This window comes from Gottfriedia sp. NPDC058432, from assembly GCF_042721555.1.
GTDB lineage: Bacteria > Bacillota > Bacilli > Bacillales > Bacillaceae_G > Gottfriedia.
The window spans coordinates 1-18,791 of sequence record NZ_JBHXLC010000022.1 but is presented as its reverse complement, the minus strand read 5'-3'; the positions used below and the strand labels follow the sequence as shown (position 1 = coordinate 18,791).

Sequence of the window (18,791 nt, the reverse complement as noted above, 5' to 3'; positions counted from 1 at the left end):
TCCTCCACTACTCTAAAATAAATAAAATTCCTAAAATGGTAATGCAGCAGGCAATCAACTTTGCCGCTGTAATTTTTTCTTTATAATAAATTCTTGCTAAAACCAACGCAAATATTGGTGAGGTATAGGCTAAGGCTACAACTAGAGTCCCGTTGGCAATCTTTAAGGCTGCAAACAATGCGATCCATTGAGTAATCGCAAGCACACCACGAATCGAAAGGTGTATATTCAGTTTTGGATACCAAATTTTCGGACGATGTATTAAATAGATGATTAGGGCAATTCCACTCGCTCTGAAAAAGTAAAGTGTAGGAGCATTTATCCATTGATGAACGAGCAGTTGTTGTGTAGGAACCATACTGAGTCCAGCAGAAACTGCAGCTGCAACCCCTAATAAATTTCCCGGTTTTTTAATTTCTACTAATGGAGATAACATGTTTCTACCTTTTACATTTAGAAAATATACACCAAGCACTATAAGTAGGACAGGAATTAATATATGTACATCAAATCCGTGCAATATGCTATTTGGAATAAACGTGAATAATGGAGTTAGCGCAGTATACACTGCTAGTTGAGATACTTCTATTCGTCCTAGCGCTAAGAAAAATGATACATTGGACAATGCATCTAAAATAATTACAATGATTAATAAACCTATTGTAGCTGGAGTAACAGAAAAGGAATAATACCACGGCATTACGCAGCCTAACAATATGGTGACTACCAGAAAAGATGTTACAATAAAGCTATTATTATCCTTCATTTGCAATGTGATTTTTTTTGCATACAGCGCATTTACTGCATTCAAAAAAGAGCTAATTAATGCAAGAAAAAACATATTCTTTTCTCCTCTCTCTCTAGTTCATTTATCTGGCTAAATGTACAAGCAAGTCTCCATAAACTTCAACTGCATACGCAATTGTTTTTTCATTAAAGTCGAATGCACAATTATGATGCCCTGCTGCCAATTCAGTTCCAAACAGTAGATAAGTAGCCATTCCACCATTCTTTTGAACCTCTTTCATCATATACGTTACATCTTCTGAAGCAAGGAAAGGTTGAGAAATAGCAATTTCACTCGTTTGTTTAACTTTTGATCCTATATCATATACAATATTCGCAAGTTCAGAGTCACAGTCTGCTATAATCGAACGTCCTACTACTTCGGTATATTCCTTAATCCCATACAACTGAGCAACTGATTGTATGATACGCAGTGATTCATTCTTCATATATTGATCAACCTCATTGGTCGTACCTCTTGTTTCAAATTTTAACTTAGCATGTGCTGGAATGATGTTTCGACCTTCTCCACCTTGAATAACTCCAACATTTATTCTTGAATCCCCTAATCCATGGCGTGAGATGGCATATAATTGTAATGTAATAGTAGCTGCCGCAAGTAATGCATTTCGACCTTCATGTGGTGCTAATGCTGCATGTGCCTGCACACCTTCCAGTTCTAAGTCAAACTTAGTTGACGCGAAAAAATCTGTTACGCTACAGACAAGCTGGTTCTGTTTTGTTGCCGATACACCAATATGACCACTAAAGAAATAATTAACATCTTCTAAAACTCCCGAATCAACCATCGCTCTCGCACCACGCGCACCTTCTTCTGCAGGTTGAAATATGAGTTTAATTTTTCCTGAAAGCCTCTCTTTCATTTTTGAAATCAACTTTGCCATTCCTAACCCAATTGCGATATGACCATCATGTCCACAAGCATGCATATAGCCTTCTACTTTCGAACAGAAATTTTGATTCCATGGAACATGATTTGTTCCTCTATCCTCAGAAATTTCTAATCCATCAATATCAAATCGGAAGGCAAGTGTTGGACCAATCCGCCCAGTATCACAAATTCCTACAACACCAGTTAACCCATCTTCCATTTTCTCGATCCAATATGAATTTGCCCCAAACGACAATGCCCGCTCCTTAGCTTCTTGTATCGTTTTTTCATCCGGGACTCCCATTCTCGATTCAGGTACAATTATTTCTCTTCCTACTTTTACTTCAAATCCCAATTCTAATAAGAAATCTGCTATAAGAGATGAGGTTCGGAATTCCGTCCATCCGATCTCCGGATAACAGTGGATATCACGCCTAATTTTGATTAAACTTTCTTTCATGTTATCAACTAATTCTGAGATTATTTCTTCCACGTCATTGCCTCCTTATTAATTGGGTTGTATTAATACTTTTTTCCTAACGAGACCAATACACTATACTATTTACGGTTGAATTCAGGTTACGACCATAATTATAGACTATTCTGATATTTTTGAATAGAAACCTAAAATACTATTTTATTAGTTAATCAACTTAATAACGAATCTATTTTTTTTTTGAAAGCGAAAAGAAGATTAATCTATCAAAAACCTTTTTAAACAAAAAAAGGGTGCCCCTTAAAAGTTTTACTTTTGGGACAACCTCTTTATTCGTTCTATTCATATCGAAGTGCTTGAATTGGATCAAGCTTAGACGCTTTATTTGCTGGAAAAACACCAAATACGATTCCAACTAATAAAGAGAATACAAATGATAACAGCATAACCGGAATGGAATATGCAATTGTAGTTCCTGTCGTTATAGTAAATATTTTGGCACTTATTACGCCTATTCCAACTCCTATAATCCCTCCAAGTGAACTTAATACCATTGATTCAATTAGGAACTGAAGAAGAATACTTCCACGTTTTGCTCCAATTGCTTTTCGAATACCGATTTCCTTTGTGCGTTCTGAAACTGATACAAGCATAATATTCATAATACCGATACCACCAACAATAAGTGAGATTGCAGCACTTCCGCCTAGCATTAATGTCATTGTTTCATTAACTGATGAAGCTGTTTCCATTAAATCTTCAGGACTCGAAACGCTATAGCTATCTTCATCACCAATAATCGTAAACATCTTTTGTTCAATTCTACGTTGTACAAAATTAACCATATTTTCATTTTCTACTTTTACATAGACAGATCCAATTGTAGTAGTAGATGCCAAGCGTTGCGCTGTGCTAAGAGGAACAATGATTGTACTGTCTCCACTTGAACCTAACGAACTACCAACTGATTGAAGTACCCCAACAACTCTAAATGAAGTTCCGTTCACTTTTACGGATTGGCCAACTGGATTTCCAAAACCGAATAATGTTTGTGCTGTGCTTGATCCAAGTACTGCTATTTTCGAGTGATTATCATTATCTAAGTCTGCGATAAATCGCCCTGATTGTAGCTCCAAATCACGAACTTTTAAATAAGGTGAAGTTGTTCCTGTCACAGACACTTGTGCGTTCGTTTGTCCATTCTTGACAGTTACTCTTCCAGAAACAGTCGGAGCAATTGCTTCTACACCGTTGACATCTTTAAGTTGATTGGCATCATCTTCTTTAAAGGTAACATCTGAACCAGTAACACTTACTGTTAATACATTTGTACCTAAACTTCCAATTTGATCTTGTACTTCTTTCGTTGATCCTTGTCCGATTGCAACCATAACAATAACGGAGGCTACACCGATAATTATCCCTAGCATCATTAGGAATGCTCTTACTTTATTCCCATTAATGCTCTTAAGCGCCATTTTCAGTGTCTGCAAACCATTCACCCCCATTCTCGTATAACTGGCCATCATGAATTCGGACAACACGACTTGCTTGTTTTGCTACATCTAGATCATGTGTAATTAAAATAATCGTATGCCCTTGTTCATTTAACAAATTCATAATCTCCAAAATTTCTTTACTTGTTTTACTATCAAGAGCACCAGTCGGTTCATCTGCCAGTAATATAGGAGGGCTTCCAGCAAGGGCACGCGCAATTGCGACACGCTGCTGCTGCCCCCCTGATAATTGTGTAGGTAAATGATTCGCTCGATCTACTAGTCCTACCTTTTTTAACGCCGAAAGAGCAACTTCTCTTCGTTCTGCCGTTTTCATCCCTCTATAAATGAGCGGAAGCTCTACATTTTCTACCGCAGTTAACTTTGGTATAAGATTGAAATTTTGAAATATAAATCCAATTTTTTCATTCCGTATAGTCGCTAGTTGCGAGCTCTTCATTTGCCCTACATCTTCATTATCAATCAAATATCTCCCAGAATCAGGTCGATCTAAGCATCCAATCATGTTCATAAATGTGGACTTTCCTGATCCCGATGGACCTATGATTGAAATAAAATCACCTTTTTGGATATCGAGAGAGACACTCTGAAGAGCCATTACCGTTTCTCCACCAAGTTCATACATTTTCGTCATGTTTTTTATTTGAATAATCGGCTCTAAGTTAGTCATTATTTACCTCCTTGTCCGCCACCTGTTTGGTTTTTACCTCCGAAGTTTCCGCCACGTTCGAATCCACCACCGGAGAATCCGCCGCCAGAGAATCCACCACCTTGGAATCCGCCACCTTGCATCATAAATCCACCAGAATTACCTCTAGATTGAACGCTCGGAATTTCAACAGATTCTCCTTCACTTAATCCACTTGTAATTTCTACATTCGTATCATTTGTAATACCAGTTTTTACTGTAACTTTCTTAGTGGATTCTCCAGAATCGTCTGTTGAAGTAGGAACAAGTACATATTTTTCATCTCCATTTTTATACACTGCTTCTACTGGAACATATAGCGCGTCTGCTTTACTTTGGATTAAAATACTTGCTTCTGTTGACATACCAATTTTCAAACTTTTTGGATCATTAATTTTTACGGTTACATCAAATGTTGAAACGCCATTCGTCGATGTACCTTCATTTGATACTTTCGTTACTTTCCCATCAAATGATTGACCTTCAAAGGCACTTGCTGTTATTTTTACTGACTGTCCAACTTTTACCTTTGTGATATCTAATTCATCAACACTGATTGTTGTTTCCAAAGAACTGTAATTTGTTATATGCGCTACTGTCGCAGAACTTTGTACAGAATCTCCACTATTAACAGCAAGACTAGTAATTGTTCCAGCAACTGGTGCTTGTAAAATACTACCATCTGTAAATTTCACAAGTAATGCACCTTCTTTTACAACTGATCCTTCTTTTACATATACAGTATCCGCTACTAAACTACTACCTCCAGTGTTTCCAGTACTAGAATTATTTGAGGAACTGCCACTATCTTCTCTTGTAATTGCTAATGTAACTCCATCTTCATCTTCCATACGAATTAGTACTTTTCCTTGTGAAACTCCGCTACCGCTACTTACATAAACCTTTGTAATTTCCCCATCTTTTGGAGCCGTAACAACATCACCATTTTTAAATATTACAAGTGTGTCACCTTTATCTACTGATTCTCCAGATGAAACACTTACACTATCCACAACTAGAATTGTATTTGCCGCAGTAACATCTTCATCAGTATTTGCAGTTACCGAACCCGACCCAGTAACAGCTACTTCTAACTTTCCTTTTTGTGCCGTAATTGTTTGTGCTGTAGCCATCACATTTTGGGCTTGATTTGCTTGACTCTTACTATATATAAACCAACCACTTCCTCCTCCAACAGCAACAACAATAACTGAAATAATTACCCACTTTTTCAATTTTCTTTTCTCCTCTCCATCATTGAGTTTGATATGAATATATACCCGATTATTCTTAACGAGATTCATTCGATCCCGCATATCCTCAGAACCTCTAATATCTTGTAACCATTTTAAGAAAACCAGGGCTTACCTTGCGTTTATACAGCAAACTTACTCTACTATTGGAAGTTTGTATTAGAGCTTGTTTTATTTATTTTTTTACTCCTCCTAATTTCATTTGATAAGCTCATTTTGGATTGTGTACCTTAAATTTCCCTTAATAAATATCAATGCTTTTTAATGGGGAGAGGACAGAGATTCTATTCAAAGCATTTAAAACTCTTAATATATTGCACAAATAAATAACCCCCTTCGATGTTTTTGAAGGGGGTTTTACTGTACTTATCAATATTTAGTTCATAAATTTCTACATAAAAAATAAGGAATGATTATGTGCATTCAACCCATTCGTCATCATCCTCTAATTCATAATCCAGTGAATAATATATATCATATATACAATCATGATAACCCCATCCGATTCCCTCAGATTTTTGAACAACAGAATATAGACGTTCTTTAAATGAAGTAAAAAAGTCTTCATTTTTATTACATTCGTCCACTACTTTGTCATACATAGTTATCATACTACTGTAAAATTTACTATCAATATCGCCATATGTATTTGTATACTTTGTACCATTTTCAACAAAAAACAACATTAAATCTACTGTTCTATACTCATCAGTTGATAACTTCTTAAAATTTGTAATTTCGTTTTTCGCATCATTTATTCGTAATTTTGGTAAACCACGTTCTGGAAAAAATGCTTCTTCTACTTTCTTTTTAGTTTTTTCATATAAATCTATTATTGCTTCTTCACCTATAAACTTATTGGATAAAAACTGTTGCACATCTTTATTTTGCTTATATAGTTCTGTAATTAGGTTAATTAGTTCTTTATTATCTAATACCTTTAGTTCTCTTTTTAAATCAGTTAATTTTATTTTGGTCATTGTTTCAAAGCCTTTCATGAATTGTACATATTATTATACTAAATTGTGCTCATCAAGCAATTTTTAAGTAGCTTTATTATTATGATGGTAGAGGCAGAACTAACAACGGTTAGTTGTACATAAGGAACAGAATAATCAGCTCCTTTTGTATTTCAACTACTCATATAACAATAAAACAATAAAAAATTCTTTTCCTTATACCTATCCTTCCATTTACTAGCATAAGCTACAATTACCGAAAAAGAATTTTAGGCTTTCTAATCCATTAAGAAAACCACCTAAAAAGGTGGCTTAGTAAAGGCACTATTTTTAATCTACGTTTTCTACAATTGATTGATAAATTTCCTTCAGTGACCACACTTTCCCTTGTTCATCTTTATAAACGACATGTTCCCTTTGAAAGTGGACAGGGGAATCTAGACCCGCGGCGGCAGCTAATCGGAATAAACCTTCTCGCATTGAAATTAGATAATTCGCTGTTCGATATTTTTTTTCATCAATGACAAGGGCTTTTTGCAAATCAGGATCTGTTGTGGCCACACCGACTGGACATGCATTGGAGTGGCATTTTAATGCTTGAATACAACCGATTGTAATCATAAATCCTCTTGCGATATTAACAAGGTCAGCCCCCATTGCTAATGCAATCGCTACTCGATCTGGCGAAAATAATTTTCCTGAAGCTATTATTTTAACTTGGTCACGTACACCATATTTTCTTAAAGCATTATCCAATAATGGTAATGCAGACTTAATTGGCAACCCTACACTATCTGCCAGTTCCTGGTATGTGGCACCCGTCCCCCCTTCACCACCGTCTACAGTAATAAAGTCAGGGCCCTTCCCTGTACTTTTTATATGTCTTGCTAATTCATCCGCTTCTTGACTACTACCAATAACCACTTTCATTCCTACTGGTTTTCCTGTTTGTTCTCGGATCTGTTCCATAAAGTCAAACAAAGAAGGAAAGTCCTGAAACTCTCGAAAACGATTAGGACTATCAATAGATTTATAAGGTTCTACCATTCTTATTCTTGCAATTTCCTCAGTTACCTTTTCCCCATCAATATGCCCACCACGTGCTTTAGCACCTTGAGCTAATTTAAGTTCAAAAGCTTTCACTTCAGGAATTTTACTTTTTTCTATCAAGGCATCCCAATTAAAATTCCCCTCACGATCTCTAACACCAAATAAACCTGGGCCAATTTGCATGATAATATCTACGCCACCCTTTAGATGATATTCAGACAAACCACCCTCACCTGTATTCATCCATGTCCCCTTCGCAATTGCCAATCCCTCTGAGAGTGCAGTAATAGCATTTTCACCTAAAGATCCATAGCTCATTGCAGACATTCCAATCTGGCCTTTTACAATAAAAGGATACTTCGTGTTTTTACCTATTACAATTGCATCACTATCATCCAACAAATATGCAAGTGAATCATTCTCCTCTAATCGTTCTTCCTTCTGTGTAAATAAAGGCTCTTTTATCAATAAATATCGATTTGTTGTTACGTTTATTTCCTGGTCCATTTTTAATTCTTCTGACAGTTTAGGGAACATCGAATTACTAATATAATACCCTTTATCTTCAAAATCTCTTTTAGATCCAAACCCAAGGACATCTCGTTTATATTTTGCTTTTTTGACAATATGCTCATATTCATCTCTTGAAAAAGGTTTACCTTCTCGGTCACTGTTAAATAAATACTGACGTAACTCAGGTCCAATAGTTTCTAAGAAGTACCTAGCTCGTCCGATTACTGGATAATTACGGAGTATTGGATGTTGCTTCTGTTTTCGATCTATAAAAAACAAATATAGTGTACCTATTATTATAACTGTAAATATTAAGGCAAAAAAAATGAATCCAAGGATAATTAATACATTTGTGATATTCAATTATATTTCCCCCTCGCAAAAGTTCGGTAACGTTACATTATATTAAATTAAAATACTTCACTTTAATTGTTAACATATCTATACTAGTTGAACATACAAAGAGTCAACTACTAATCTATACCCCAAGGCGTGTAACTCTTTTTGCCAAATTGTGTTTGAAAGTAAATAAAATGTATTTACTATCCTTAATTGAGTTTACATTTATACTTTATTACATTTCCTTCCAATTTATACAATACTTTGCATTATCGAATACACTCTTTTTCAGCTTTAAAGCCAACTAGAAAAAAATTAGTGTTACATGGTTCAGATAATACAACTATTGCATGCGATCGTTATTTATATTTGTATTAAAGAGAGTTCAACTTTAGGGATTTTATTAGTATTTAAAAAAAAGATACCTAATTAGGCATCTTTTTTTAATCTATTAATATTGCAAATATTTCACTTCTGTCTGAACCAAATCTAAGGCTTTGAAGGTTTTAACTTACGATTAATTTAGAATAAAATAGATTAATAAAGTAGTGATAATAAAATCTACCTTTACGTTTTTCTATCTTGAAGATAGGTATTTAATTTTGAGATTCGCGATGCACATAATGTTTCTAATGACGTTAAAAACATAATTAAGAAGGCACACGGGGGTTATGATGTTCATGTCCTAAAAGAATAAATATAAAAACGAGAAGATCTCTATTTTCTGTGAAAGGATTATGTTTTAACTTGGTCAAGTCTATGCACGTTTTTTTTCAGAATAGATCCTTTTCCGCTAAGTTTAATGTGAATTTGAACCTTTAACCTCACGATGCAACTTCATCATTCTTCATTTTAGAAACATTATTATTCTTTGTGGCTACGCTGACAACGGTCATAACTATTACATTTATAGTAAGTGCTATTATCCCCACATTTATATCCTTCACCCACTGTGGAAGTAAAGGAAACAGTGTTCCAATAGTGCTTTGTGAAAGGGTAATGTATGCTACCGTAGCAACCCCCATACTGATTCCCGCGAATGCCCCTTGCTTCGTTACAAAATTATTTCTCATTAAGCTAAATATCATAGCTGGAAACAACTGTGTAACCAAACTGGACCCCATTAATAATAATGCGACAATCGTACCACTGTTAAACGTAAAAAATAATGAAACAAGAGCTACTACAGGTACTAAATACTTAGCCAAACTTACAATCTGCTTATCAGTAGCTGAAGGTACAAATACTCCATATACATTTTTGGCCAGCAAAGTAGCCGCAGACATTAATAGCATCGAACCTGGCACTAATGCTGTGAGTACTCCTGCAGCGCCAATCACTCCCATTACCCATGGGTCGAAAGCTAATTTAGAGAGACGTAATAAAGATAGATCAACCTCATCCGGCTTCAAACCAGGAATTTGAAGAATTGCGGCAAAACCGGCAAAGAACACAAAGAGTAAGATAAGCTGATATAGCGGCATAATAATTGTATTTTTGCGGAACGTTTTTTCGCTTTTTCCTGAATAAATTGCGCCGAATGCATGCGGATACATATAAAAACCAAGAGAAGTTAGCAAGACCGTAGAGATAAACCATGATATGCTTAATCCCTTACTAGGCAAAGTTAAAAACCCTGGCTTCGCTGTATCGATTGCTTCAAACATGTGATGATACCCACCATAATAATGAAGGGGTAAATAGATTCCTAAAAATACGGTAACCCCTAGGATCATAATATCTTTGACAACTGCTGTCCAAGCAGAACCATGGATTCCTGAGACCATCACATAAATGGTAAGAACAATAACTGCAATACAAATTGCTACTGTTGGAGAAATCGCTCCGTAAGATGCCTCTGAAACAATACTGCCCAAACCTTTCAATTGAAGAACTAGATATGGGATGACAGCGGCTACACCCACAATTGACACAAGGACACCTAAATATGGACTATTATACTTACTAACGAAGAAGTCCGATTGTGACAATAGCTTCTTTTCTTTTGCATATCGCCAAATAGCTGGAACATACCAATACGACATAATCAATGCTAATGTACCATATATTAAAATATAAAAAGTAGGGCCGCCTTTACCATATGCCCAACCGCTTCCTCCTAAAAAGGTAAAAGTCGAATACGTTTCCCCTGCCATTAACAAAAAGATAAAAATCGTACCAAAACCTCGACCCCCAACTGTCCACTGTTCAAGGTTCATATCTTTACCTTTCCGCGCTCGAATGCCAATGGAAAGTGCAAAAATTATAGATGCAATGATAATAAGAAGTGCGACATTCATTACTAAATTCCCCTCCTATTTTTAGGATCTAGTTTAAATATAATCGCCATAATTCCCGATGTAATAACCACCCACATTACAATCCAAAAAAGAAAAAAAGGCATTCCTAAAATATAAGGGTTAACTTTATTCACAAAAGGAAGTCCTCCTAGAAATCCAATAAAAGGAATTACCGCCAAAAGACCAATAAACTTCAAAATTATTCCTCCTCCTATTTTCTTGAAATTAGTGATAGTAGATCATTCGATGCAAGGATAGATTAAAAAATAAGCAAGTAGTGCTCACTCTATTCAAATTATAAAAAATATTAAGATAATTCACCTTAAAAATATTTACGTATTTTTTAATTATCTTTACTTTATTAGAAAAGTATATTAGTCAAATGAGTTTACATTTGTAACTAACTCCATCTATGAAAAAAATAAGTTTTACTTAGGTCTTCCATATAATAATAATAAGACATTCGCAGTACGAAAGAATAAGGATAAACAAATCGAATAAAATTTAATGATCCAAATAAAAATGGAATCCACACTTTTATGCGTGTGGATTCCATTTTTATTATTTATAAACTATTTTAATTTCAATACTTTATTTTAACATTTCTAATGCAATTAAACTTCCATTATGTTGAATAAGCATTAACAAAATTCTGATCAAATTTGCAGGTTAAAGTAGAAAGCAATTCATACAAAAAACCACCTAAAAAAGGTGGCTCAAATATACTTCCGATGAATATTCTTCCCATCATAACTGAACAACACAGACTTATTCTCAATATTCGTCTCTAAATGAACCCCTCTACCCCATAACTGATGAATATACGGCATAACCTTCTCAACATACTTCACATCAAGTTCCATATGTTCATAGGAATGCTTCAAGTAAAGCTCACCATTTTTTAAATAGTCTCCTTCTTGAACTACAATATAAGGGAATCCTCCATTTACCCGACTAACTACAAGTTGGTCTCTTACATTCTCCCATGCTTTATCGGTAACTTTATACTCCTTACCTTGTCGCTGGAATAAATACATATCTTCTCGCATGACGAGATCTTTTGTTAAGTAGTTTCGTATAAATGAACTATCAGACTCTAACTCTCGTACTTCAAACATTTTTTCTCGACCGCTGCCAGGTTTAATTCCTAACTCACGCATTTCTTTTGTTGGATTATTATATCGCTCTTCAATATCTTCAAACATTCTTAGTCCTAAATAATAAGGGTTAATGCTTGTTTTTGATGGCTGAACTACTCCTGCATTAAGCTTTGCGTACTCAATTGCTTCATTAGAATCAAGATTTAGTTCACGCATAATTCTTATATGCCAATAACTTGCCCAGCCTTGTTTCTCTCAACGATCTTCTTTTTGATATTCCTCACCAAGAATTTTCACTTCTGTTTCAATATCAATTTTTATTTATTTTTCACCGTTTCTTGCATAGATCGAATCAAGTCGAGGTAATCCATTGAAGTTGCATGATCTACATTCACGATGAAACCTGCATACTTCTTTGATACTTCTGCTACCACCCCGACTACTTTAATCATAAGACCATAAAAAAATTGGACAACTAGTAATTTAACTAGTTGTCCTTATAATACGAACACATGCGTTAGTTATAATGAACTAATGCAATGCCCCCAAATTGTTGACTCAACTAAAACCTTTATAGTGAATTTCAATTGGTTTCCATGAATTCACTATTGATCCAAAGTTTAAGCAGGATATCCTCCGGTTGGTGGTGGCCAAGCACTAAATAATCTGCGTATTAGTACGATTTCACCTAAATGATAGGAGTTGTGAGATGCAATATTGCGTAGTACACCACCTGGGGATTCGCCTGGCCATTTCTCTAATGATTTGTCCAATTGAACAGTTTGGGCAATCGTACATGCCTGTTCTATCCCTTGAAGAAAATGCTGAATAATCTGTTTCCACTCTTCCTCATTACTAGGTCCTTCTTCAACAGGCCAGCTTTCTTTCACATCAGAAGGTAATTTAGGCCTCTCTCCTTGTGCGAATAATAAGAGGAATTCTTGCCAGTATGTCATGTGTTTGACTAATTGATAAATAGTATAAGGTAGCTCCTCTATTCTTTTTCCAGCAAGATCCATATCTATATCCAACAAAGCATTCTTGATAGGAAGATGACCACGTTCTCCTCTTAATGATTTTACTAATGTGTCACTAAATGCTTTATTTGACTGCTCCATATTACCGACTCCCACCATTTTTATTTCTATTTTTCTAAATTTGTTGTTCTATCCCTTTCTATTATCTAAATATTTAATAGAAAAAATCACTGTTAACATTAATCAAATCGAATTTTCCATCTGAACCATATGATGATAAAGACCCAATTTTTTACTAATTACAGTACTTTTTCATATCTTTTTTTAATTATATTGTTTAGAGTAAACTCTAAGTCAATAGATTATGGGAGGATACTAAGATTAATAAATTTTTTATTCAACAAAAGCATGCGATAGTTTAATAAGCTCTGACTTTGGTAAACGACAAACGAGATTGAACAGGGTACTAATTTTGTTCAATCTCGTTTTTTAATGGGACAACTTGTTCCTTTGCAAATCTACGAGCTGCTACCACGCATAGTACAACGACGATATTAACTGCCACAAGTAACCAACCAACCTTCTCGTGCAGAATCACGGAGGCAAGCAATAGTCCAAAGAAAGGTTGGAGAAGTTGTAACTGTCCAACTGCCGCTATACCTCCCTGCGCCAGTCCTCGATACCAGAAAATAAAGCCAATGAGCATGCTGAATAAGGATACATAAGCAAGGCTGAAGATCGAAGGAAGTCCGATGTCCTTCCATGATTCTGGACTAAAATAGAACGTAAGTGGGAGCATAAAGGGCAACGACAGAACGAGAGCCCAAGAAATCACCTGCCAGTTCCCTAGCCGACGTGAAAGTCGAGCACCTTCTGCATAACCGAGACCACATACAATGATTGAAGCCAGCATGAAAGCATCACCGATTGTTGATGATTCTCCACCATGAATTAGGGCAAATCCTGTCACTAAGAAGCTGCCTATAGCTGAAAAGATCCAAAAGGTTGGTCGGTGGCGTTCCCCATCCCTAAGTACGCCAAAAATTGCAGTCGAGAGTGGAAGTAGTCCAATGAAGATAATAGCATGTGCGGACGTAACATACTGAAGGGCAAATGCTGTTAGTAGAGGGAAACCTATCACAACACCAAACGCCACTACAAATAGTGGAACAAGGTCGCTCTTGACAGGTCGTTTCTGCCGAAAAATTAGAAGGAGAGCTCCTGCCAATACACCAGCTATTGCCGCGCGGCAGACTGTTAGGAACAACGGATCGAAATCAGCCACAGCCAAGCGCGTCGCAGGTAGCGATCCACTGAAGATGAGTACTCCTAGGAATCCATAAATCCATCCTTTGGTTGATTTATTCATTGCAATCACTCCAAATCATTAATAGCACTCTAATTAAGATGACAATCGAATTAAAAAGAAAATTCTACTTTTATTCCACGCTCTCTAATTCTCATAATATGTTAATTATGACACTTAAATGATATTTCATTTTATAAGTCACGTTTGAAACTACTACTCCACAAAAAAGAACCACCTAAACAACTCATGTTGTTGAACTAACGGTTGTTTTAGTTCAATAAGATATTTATTATCTATGTGTTATAAAGTTAATAATACTTACCAAGTTTGGGGCTCTAATCGTTTATTACGTCATGCACCAACATAAAGAATCAGTTCCACCACAATGAGGGCAATACCCTCCTGTATAAGTAATTCTAATTTGATCTGAATGAAGTACATAATAATCAGTAATAGGTTCGACGCCAGGGATCACTATCCCACCTGGAATCTCCGGTAATTTGACCTCCCGCACTGTCATGTCTGACCACTTGCCGATCCAGGAACAAATACTGCACTTTAATATCTCTTCCGAAAAGTTAGGAGCATTTTGGATGACAATAATACATTCTCTACTATTTGTATTACAATTAGGACAATCGTGTACTTTCACGAATCTCCACCTCTCATCAAATTTAAAACTTTTCAAGTACCTTCTTTTTACTATTCTTCTTAACAGACAATTAGTCCTTTTTAATAAAATAGAGGATAATCAAATGATTACCCTCTAAATGTTGTACAACTAACGCGCCAGTTAGTTATATAGGAGATTCAATCTACAAACTATTGCTTTTTTAGTTTATTGTACTTTTGGAAAACTAACACTTGGGTTATGTTTAATGTGAACTCTTGTTTACTCTCTTCGTACTGTATTATGCGTAAGCCTAAATGTCTTTTTCTAGTAATTGATTCATCAGAACTTTTTTGAGTTGACTGCGGCGACTTGATTCTACAAAAAGGTATTTTCCTTTACACATTTGCATTAAGAAAAGCAAAAGAATTTTTAAAAATTGCATTGAATAACGATTATTTCATTTGGATATTTTATGGAAGTATCATAAATTCAGGAGGTAACACATGAAAGCAGTCACGTACCAAGGTCATTCTAAAACCATAATTAAAAACAAGAAGAAAAGCCGTACTCTTCGGAATACGGCTTTTTCCATTTGATATATATTATATATTAAGGAAGTGTAATTACATATATGAAGGTACTTTCAATGATTCAACCTTGGGCCAGCCTTTTCCTTTTTAATGAAGCACAATACGAAACAAGAACATGGAAAACTAAATATCGTGGTCCATTGGCGATTCACACAAGTAAAAAAATAGATAGTAATGTTTGTAATAACAATGCAATTCAGCATTTGCTTAGTAAGCACGAGTTGAATAGGAGCAATCTACCAACCGGCATGATTATTGGTGTCTGTAATCTTATTAATTGTTTAAAAGTAATAGAAGATAATCAAGAAAGTGCAGTATTGGAAGATGGACGTATTGTTTCAGGAAATGACTACTTCTTAGGAGATTTTAGAGTAGGGAATTATATTTGGGAAGTTTCCAATAAAGAAATGTTAATCGATTTTATACCAGCTAAAGGAAAATTAGGTTTATGGGAATACGATATAAATTAGTTGTTTACTTCTGGAAAAACACACTAATGATGCGTTAGCGCTTAACAGTGAATATTTTCAGTATGAAATTAATTGTATTGTATATATTAAACAAATCTTCTTTGCCGACCATCCTACTATATAGTGAAAAAGAGGATGATTGATTTAGGGGCTGTTGACAAATTAAATAGGAATTTGTAAACCTGTGTAGAAATTAGTCTATACAGGTTTTTTTATTGGGGGAATTCTTATGATGGGTCGAAAAGAAGATAGTCAAAATAAATTAGAGTTTATTGATTTAAATGATTTTGTACCTAGTAACCATATTTTACGTCAAATTAAAGAAAAGATAGATTTCGCATTTATCTACGAGAAAATGGAAAATTATTATTCAAAATTAGGAAGAAAGTCTTTAGATCCTGTCCTTTTATTTAAAATGTTATTAATTGGCTACCTTTTTAATATCGAATCAGAGCGTGAACTTGAACAGGAAGTCATTTTAAATATCGGCTATCGTTGGTTTTTAGGTTTAGACTTATCTGATCCAGTGCCAGACCACTCGACATTTAGCCAAAATAGACGTAGAAGATTTAAAGATAGTACAGTTTTTCAAGAAATATTTGACCATATTATTAGACTTTGCATTGAAAAAGGCTTCGTTACAGGAGATGTAATCGTGACGGATTCGACTCATATAAAAGCTAGTGCGGCAAAAGATAAAGTTCAAAAAGTGACAGTAGAGAAGTCACCTTCACAATACTTAAATACTCTTGAAGAAGAAGTAAAAAAAATTGAAACGGAACAAGAAAAAAAAAGAAAAGACTCAGGTAAGAAGAAGAGAGGTAGAGAAGCAAATGATGATCCTACTTTAAAAACAATCACAGTCTTTCGAACAGATTCTGATTCAGGAGTGTTAAATCGTACTGGAAAACCATCTGGACCTCACTACCTAGCACATACTAGTATTGATACTAAAAATGGAATCATTGTCGATATTCATCCGAGTGCTGGAAATATTAACGATTGTGAACCTTTTGTAGAAAGATTAAACGTCCTGCAAGAAAAGTTTGAGTTAGATATAAAAAATGTCGGAGCTGATCGCGGGTACGATACAGCTCCTATTCATCATGGCTTAAAGAAACTAGAAATTACAGGTTATATTAGCCCAATCAAAAGTGGAACAGCTTTTGACACAATGTCCTATCGTGAATTTAAATATAATAATGATACAGACAGTTATATTTGTCCAAACAATAAGGAACTTCCGTTTACTCATTTAAAGAAAAGTAAAGGACAATACTCCAAAATCTATTCAGCAAAAGCCAAGGAGTGTAAAATTTGTCCGTTTCGAGAAAAATGCTTCGGAAAAAGCTCAAGCAAAAGAACCATTGCACGACCAATCGCACATGAATTAACCGAAGCAAATCTAAAAAGATCAAAGACAGATGAATATAGACAGATTCAAAAACAAAGACGAGTTTGGTGTGAAGGTACTTTTGGGACGATGAAAACAAAACATAATTTATATAAAACTTATAAAAGGGGCATTCAAAAAATTCTTGAACAGTGCCTCTTTTCGGCGTTGGCATTGAACTTAAAAAGATTGATAAAAGTAATGAATTAAACAAGATAATGTGATAAAAACAGGTTTAAACACAATGAATTAACCTAAAAAAACAAAATGGGAAAGGAGTTAAATCTCCTTTCCTATTTTGTCAACAGCCCCATTTATGATCATCCCTTTTGTTCTTCAACTAAAGCAATGCGGTAGTTCAATAAGAATTGTATTCAAAAATAGCCCAAGGAAGCCAAAAAAATGGTTCTGTTCCAAGGTTTTCGTCATTTGCAATGTCACAACATCTCTCTGCTTCAGCAAGTGATTTAATAAAACCATTTTCATTCAATGAAAAATCAAACTTATTTTTAAACTCTTTTTCTAATCCGTTACACAAATAAGAATGGAATGTATTAGTTTCATAGCCTAAGACCTCATAGCCTTTTATCAAATTAGTTTCATCAACAATAAATTCTTTTCTGATTAGGACATTCTCTATTCCTGTTCTTTCATCTGTGGACTTGTTTATTGTGTCTTCCTCATCAAAAAAACTTTCTAAATAATTATTAGGTAGTCCAATACCTATTATTCTTAAGTCTTTTACGTCATTTAAAAATGTACTAAAAAACTCTTTTGCTAAATTTAATGATGGGAAGATTTGAGGATATTGGAATTCTCTCAAATCAAACTTATCTTGAATCCATTTTTCCATCTCTTTGTATTTATCTACTGAAATATTAAGATCTTTAATGTATTTTAGTTTATTTTCCTTCGAACCACCCCAAAATATATCGATATCAGGATGCATATTACAAATGCATTCACTTACTGAGACTATTCTATCGGGGATTATTTCTTTATCCATATATTCTTGTCTAATAGTAGGAGCTATAATGTAATATCCTCCTGAAATAAAATCCATTAATTCACCTCATAAAAAATATAATGACAAAATTCTAATTAAACTAAAGCAATGCGTTAGTTGCATTAGAAAAATTCCTTATTCTTCATTTGTTATAGATTTCACTAAAAGGCACATTCCACCTAAAGACAAAATGAACCCAATTAATAAAACTGCAATTGATTTAACATAATATTGCAAATGCGATATTGAATTAGAGTAAATACGCCAGCTATCTTCAAATAAAGGTCTTGGATAATTTATATTAAAGCTTTGAATCATTATCAAAAATCCAACTAAAAGAAAACTAATCCCAATCCAAAATACTCTTTTATTTTTCAAAATATCTTCTCCCCTTATAAATACTATCTTTAAACTTATTCTAAGTTTATGAATAGAATCCTTTCACAGAGAACATTATTAGAAAAATAGCTTAATATACAATTCGTCTGATCAAAATAGTCAATTTAGAAAGTAGGGAAATCTCTCACGAGACTTCCCCCTTATCAAACCGTACATGCCCTATTAAGGCATACGGCTTACCCATATGTTGTAATGATTATC

17 protein-coding genes and 1 pseudogene are annotated in these 18,791 nt (G+C 34.6%); 2 read left to right on the top strand and 16 right to left on the bottom strand.

Going from position 1 to position 18,791, the window contains the following annotated elements; all coding sequences use genetic code 11:
- Nucleotides 1–7: 7 nt before the first annotated feature.
- From ACFWM3_RS18755 to ACFWM3_RS18690, 14 genes and pseudogenes are all read right to left on the bottom strand, one after another.
- On the bottom strand, nt 8–841 hold the full coding sequence (locus ACFWM3_RS18755; RefSeq protein WP_390312451.1) for an EamA family transporter: 834 nt from the start codon (nt 839–841) through the stop codon (nt 8–10).
- A 28-nt stretch (nt 842–869) separates the two neighbouring features.
- Nucleotides 870–2,171 carry an amidohydrolase gene (locus ACFWM3_RS18750; protein WP_390312450.1) on the bottom strand — a complete coding sequence of 434 codons (1,302 nt, stop codon included), beginning with the start codon at nt 2,169–2,171 and terminating at the stop codon, nt 870–872.
- Nucleotides 2,172–2,452: 281 nt separating this feature from the next.
- Complete coding sequence (locus ACFWM3_RS18745; protein WP_390312449.1) at nt 2,453–3,616, bottom strand: ABC transporter permease; 1,164 nt, start codon at nt 3,614–3,616, stop codon at nt 2,453–2,455.
- Entirely contained in the window at nt 3,582–4,301 is a 720-nt protein-coding gene (locus ACFWM3_RS18740; RefSeq protein WP_390312447.1) for an ABC transporter ATP-binding protein, read from the bottom strand. Before ACFWM3_RS18740 ends, ACFWM3_RS18745 begins: the two co-directional genes overlap by 35 nt.
- Nucleotides 4,301–5,554 (bottom strand): efflux RND transporter periplasmic adaptor subunit, encoded by a 1,254-nt coding sequence (locus ACFWM3_RS18735; protein WP_390312446.1) that lies wholly within the window; start codon nt 5,552–5,554, stop codon nt 4,301–4,303. The genes ACFWM3_RS18740 and ACFWM3_RS18735 overlap by 1 nt, the downstream gene beginning before the upstream one ends.
- A 431-nt stretch (nt 5,555–5,985) precedes the next feature.
- The gene (locus tag ACFWM3_RS18730; RefSeq protein WP_390312445.1) at nt 5,986–6,552 is read right to left on the bottom strand and encodes a DUF6155 family protein; all 567 of its coding nucleotides are present in this window, start codon (nt 6,550–6,552) and stop codon (nt 5,986–5,988) included.
- A 309-nt stretch (nt 6,553–6,861) separates the two neighbouring features.
- Nucleotides 6,862–8,457 carry an FMN-binding glutamate synthase family protein gene (locus tag ACFWM3_RS18725; RefSeq protein WP_390312444.1) on the bottom strand — a complete coding sequence of 532 codons (1,596 nt, stop codon included), beginning with the start codon at nt 8,455–8,457 and terminating at the stop codon, nt 6,862–6,864.
- A gap of 800 nt (nt 8,458–9,257) precedes the next feature.
- Entirely contained in the window at nt 9,258–10,733 is a 1,476-nt protein-coding gene (locus ACFWM3_RS18720) for a sodium:solute symporter family protein (RefSeq protein WP_390312443.1), read from the bottom strand.
- A gap of 2 nt (nt 10,734–10,735) precedes the next feature.
- Entirely contained in the window at nt 10,736–10,930 is a 195-nt protein-coding gene (locus tag ACFWM3_RS18715; protein WP_390312441.1) for a DUF3311 domain-containing protein, read from the bottom strand.
- A gap of 519 nt (nt 10,931–11,449) precedes the next feature.
- Nucleotides 11,450–12,082: pseudogene (locus ACFWM3_RS18710) on the bottom strand (SpoVR family protein); the annotation flags it as partial.
- 68 nt (nt 12,083–12,150) lie between these two features.
- Entirely contained in the window at nt 12,151–12,285 is a 135-nt protein-coding gene (locus ACFWM3_RS18705; RefSeq protein WP_216600078.1) for a hypothetical protein, read from the bottom strand.
- Between the two features lie 168 nt (nt 12,286–12,453).
- Nucleotides 12,454–12,951 carry a DinB family protein gene (locus ACFWM3_RS18700; protein WP_056471542.1) on the bottom strand — a complete coding sequence of 166 codons (498 nt, stop codon included), beginning with the start codon at nt 12,949–12,951 and terminating at the stop codon, nt 12,454–12,456.
- Between the two features lie 325 nt (nt 12,952–13,276).
- Nucleotides 13,277–14,179 (bottom strand): DMT family transporter, encoded by a 903-nt coding sequence (locus ACFWM3_RS18695; RefSeq protein ID WP_056471539.1) that lies wholly within the window; start codon nt 14,177–14,179, stop codon nt 13,277–13,279.
- Nucleotides 14,180–14,465: 286 nt separating this feature from the next.
- Nucleotides 14,466–14,639: a hypothetical protein gene (locus ACFWM3_RS18690; protein WP_390312440.1), complete on the bottom strand. Its 174-nt coding sequence runs from the start codon at nt 14,637–14,639 to the stop codon at nt 14,466–14,468.
- A 724-nt stretch (nt 14,640–15,363) separates the two neighbouring features.
- Here ACFWM3_RS18690 and ACFWM3_RS18685 point away from each other — a divergent pair.
- Nucleotides 15,364–15,792 (top strand): ASCH domain-containing protein, encoded by a 429-nt coding sequence (locus tag ACFWM3_RS18685; RefSeq protein ID WP_056471533.1) that lies wholly within the window; start codon nt 15,364–15,366, stop codon nt 15,790–15,792.
- A gap of 229 nt (nt 15,793–16,021) precedes the next feature.
- Nucleotides 16,022–17,395, top strand: coding sequence for an IS1182 family transposase (locus ACFWM3_RS18680; protein ID WP_390312439.1), 1,374 nt, complete (start codon nt 16,022–16,024; stop codon nt 17,393–17,395).
- Nucleotides 17,396–17,543: 148 nt separating this feature from the next.
- Here the strand turns inward: ACFWM3_RS18680 and ACFWM3_RS18675 are convergent, their stop codons facing one another.
- Both ACFWM3_RS18675 and ACFWM3_RS18670 read right to left on the bottom strand, forming a co-directional pair.
- Nucleotides 17,544–18,248, bottom strand: a complete 705-nt coding sequence (locus ACFWM3_RS18675) for a hypothetical protein (protein ID WP_390312438.1) — start codon at nt 18,246–18,248, stop codon at nt 17,544–17,546.
- A gap of 78 nt (nt 18,249–18,326) precedes the next feature.
- On the bottom strand, nt 18,327–18,569 hold the full coding sequence (locus ACFWM3_RS18670) for a hypothetical protein (RefSeq protein ID WP_390312437.1): 243 nt from the start codon (nt 18,567–18,569) through the stop codon (nt 18,327–18,329).
- Nucleotides 18,570–18,791 lie beyond the last annotated feature (222 nt).

What these genes read in the sequence shown, in the direction of transcription:
- ACFWM3_RS18680 (WP_390312439.1), top strand. Translation starts at nt 16,022, where the DNA reads ATGATGGGTCGAAAAGAAGATAGTCAAAATAAATTAGAGTTTATTGAT.
- ACFWM3_RS18695 (WP_056471539.1), bottom strand. Translation starts at nt 14,179, where the DNA reads ATGAATAAATCAACCAAAGGATGGATTTATGGATTCCTAGGAGTACTC.
- ACFWM3_RS18705 (WP_216600078.1), bottom strand. Translation starts at nt 12,285, where the DNA reads ATGATTAAAGTAGTCGGGGTGGTAGCAGAAGTATCAAAGAAGTATGCA.
- ACFWM3_RS18690 (WP_390312440.1), bottom strand. Translation starts at nt 14,639, where the DNA reads ATGACAGTGCGGGAGGTCAAATTACCGGAGATTCCAGGTGGGATAGTG.
- ACFWM3_RS18675 (WP_390312438.1), bottom strand. Translation starts at nt 18,248, where the DNA reads ATGGATTTTATTTCAGGAGGATATTACATTATAGCTCCTACTATTAGA.
- ACFWM3_RS18685 (WP_056471533.1), top strand. Translation starts at nt 15,364, where the DNA reads ATGAAGGTACTTTCAATGATTCAACCTTGGGCCAGCCTTTTCCTTTTT.
- ACFWM3_RS18720 (WP_390312443.1), bottom strand. Translation starts at nt 10,733, where the DNA reads ATGAATGTCGCACTTCTTATTATCATTGCATCTATAATTTTTGCACTT.
- ACFWM3_RS18755 (WP_390312451.1), bottom strand. Translation starts at nt 841, where the DNA reads ATGTTTTTTCTTGCATTAATTAGCTCTTTTTTGAATGCAGTAAATGCG.
- ACFWM3_RS18740 (WP_390312447.1), bottom strand. Translation starts at nt 4,301, where the DNA reads ATGACTAACTTAGAGCCGATTATTCAAATAAAAAACATGACGAAAATG.
- ACFWM3_RS18730 (WP_390312445.1), bottom strand. Translation starts at nt 6,552, where the DNA reads ATGACCAAAATAAAATTAACTGATTTAAAAAGAGAACTAAAGGTATTA.
- ACFWM3_RS18700 (WP_056471542.1), bottom strand. Translation starts at nt 12,951, where the DNA reads ATGGAGCAGTCAAATAAAGCATTTAGTGACACATTAGTAAAATCATTA.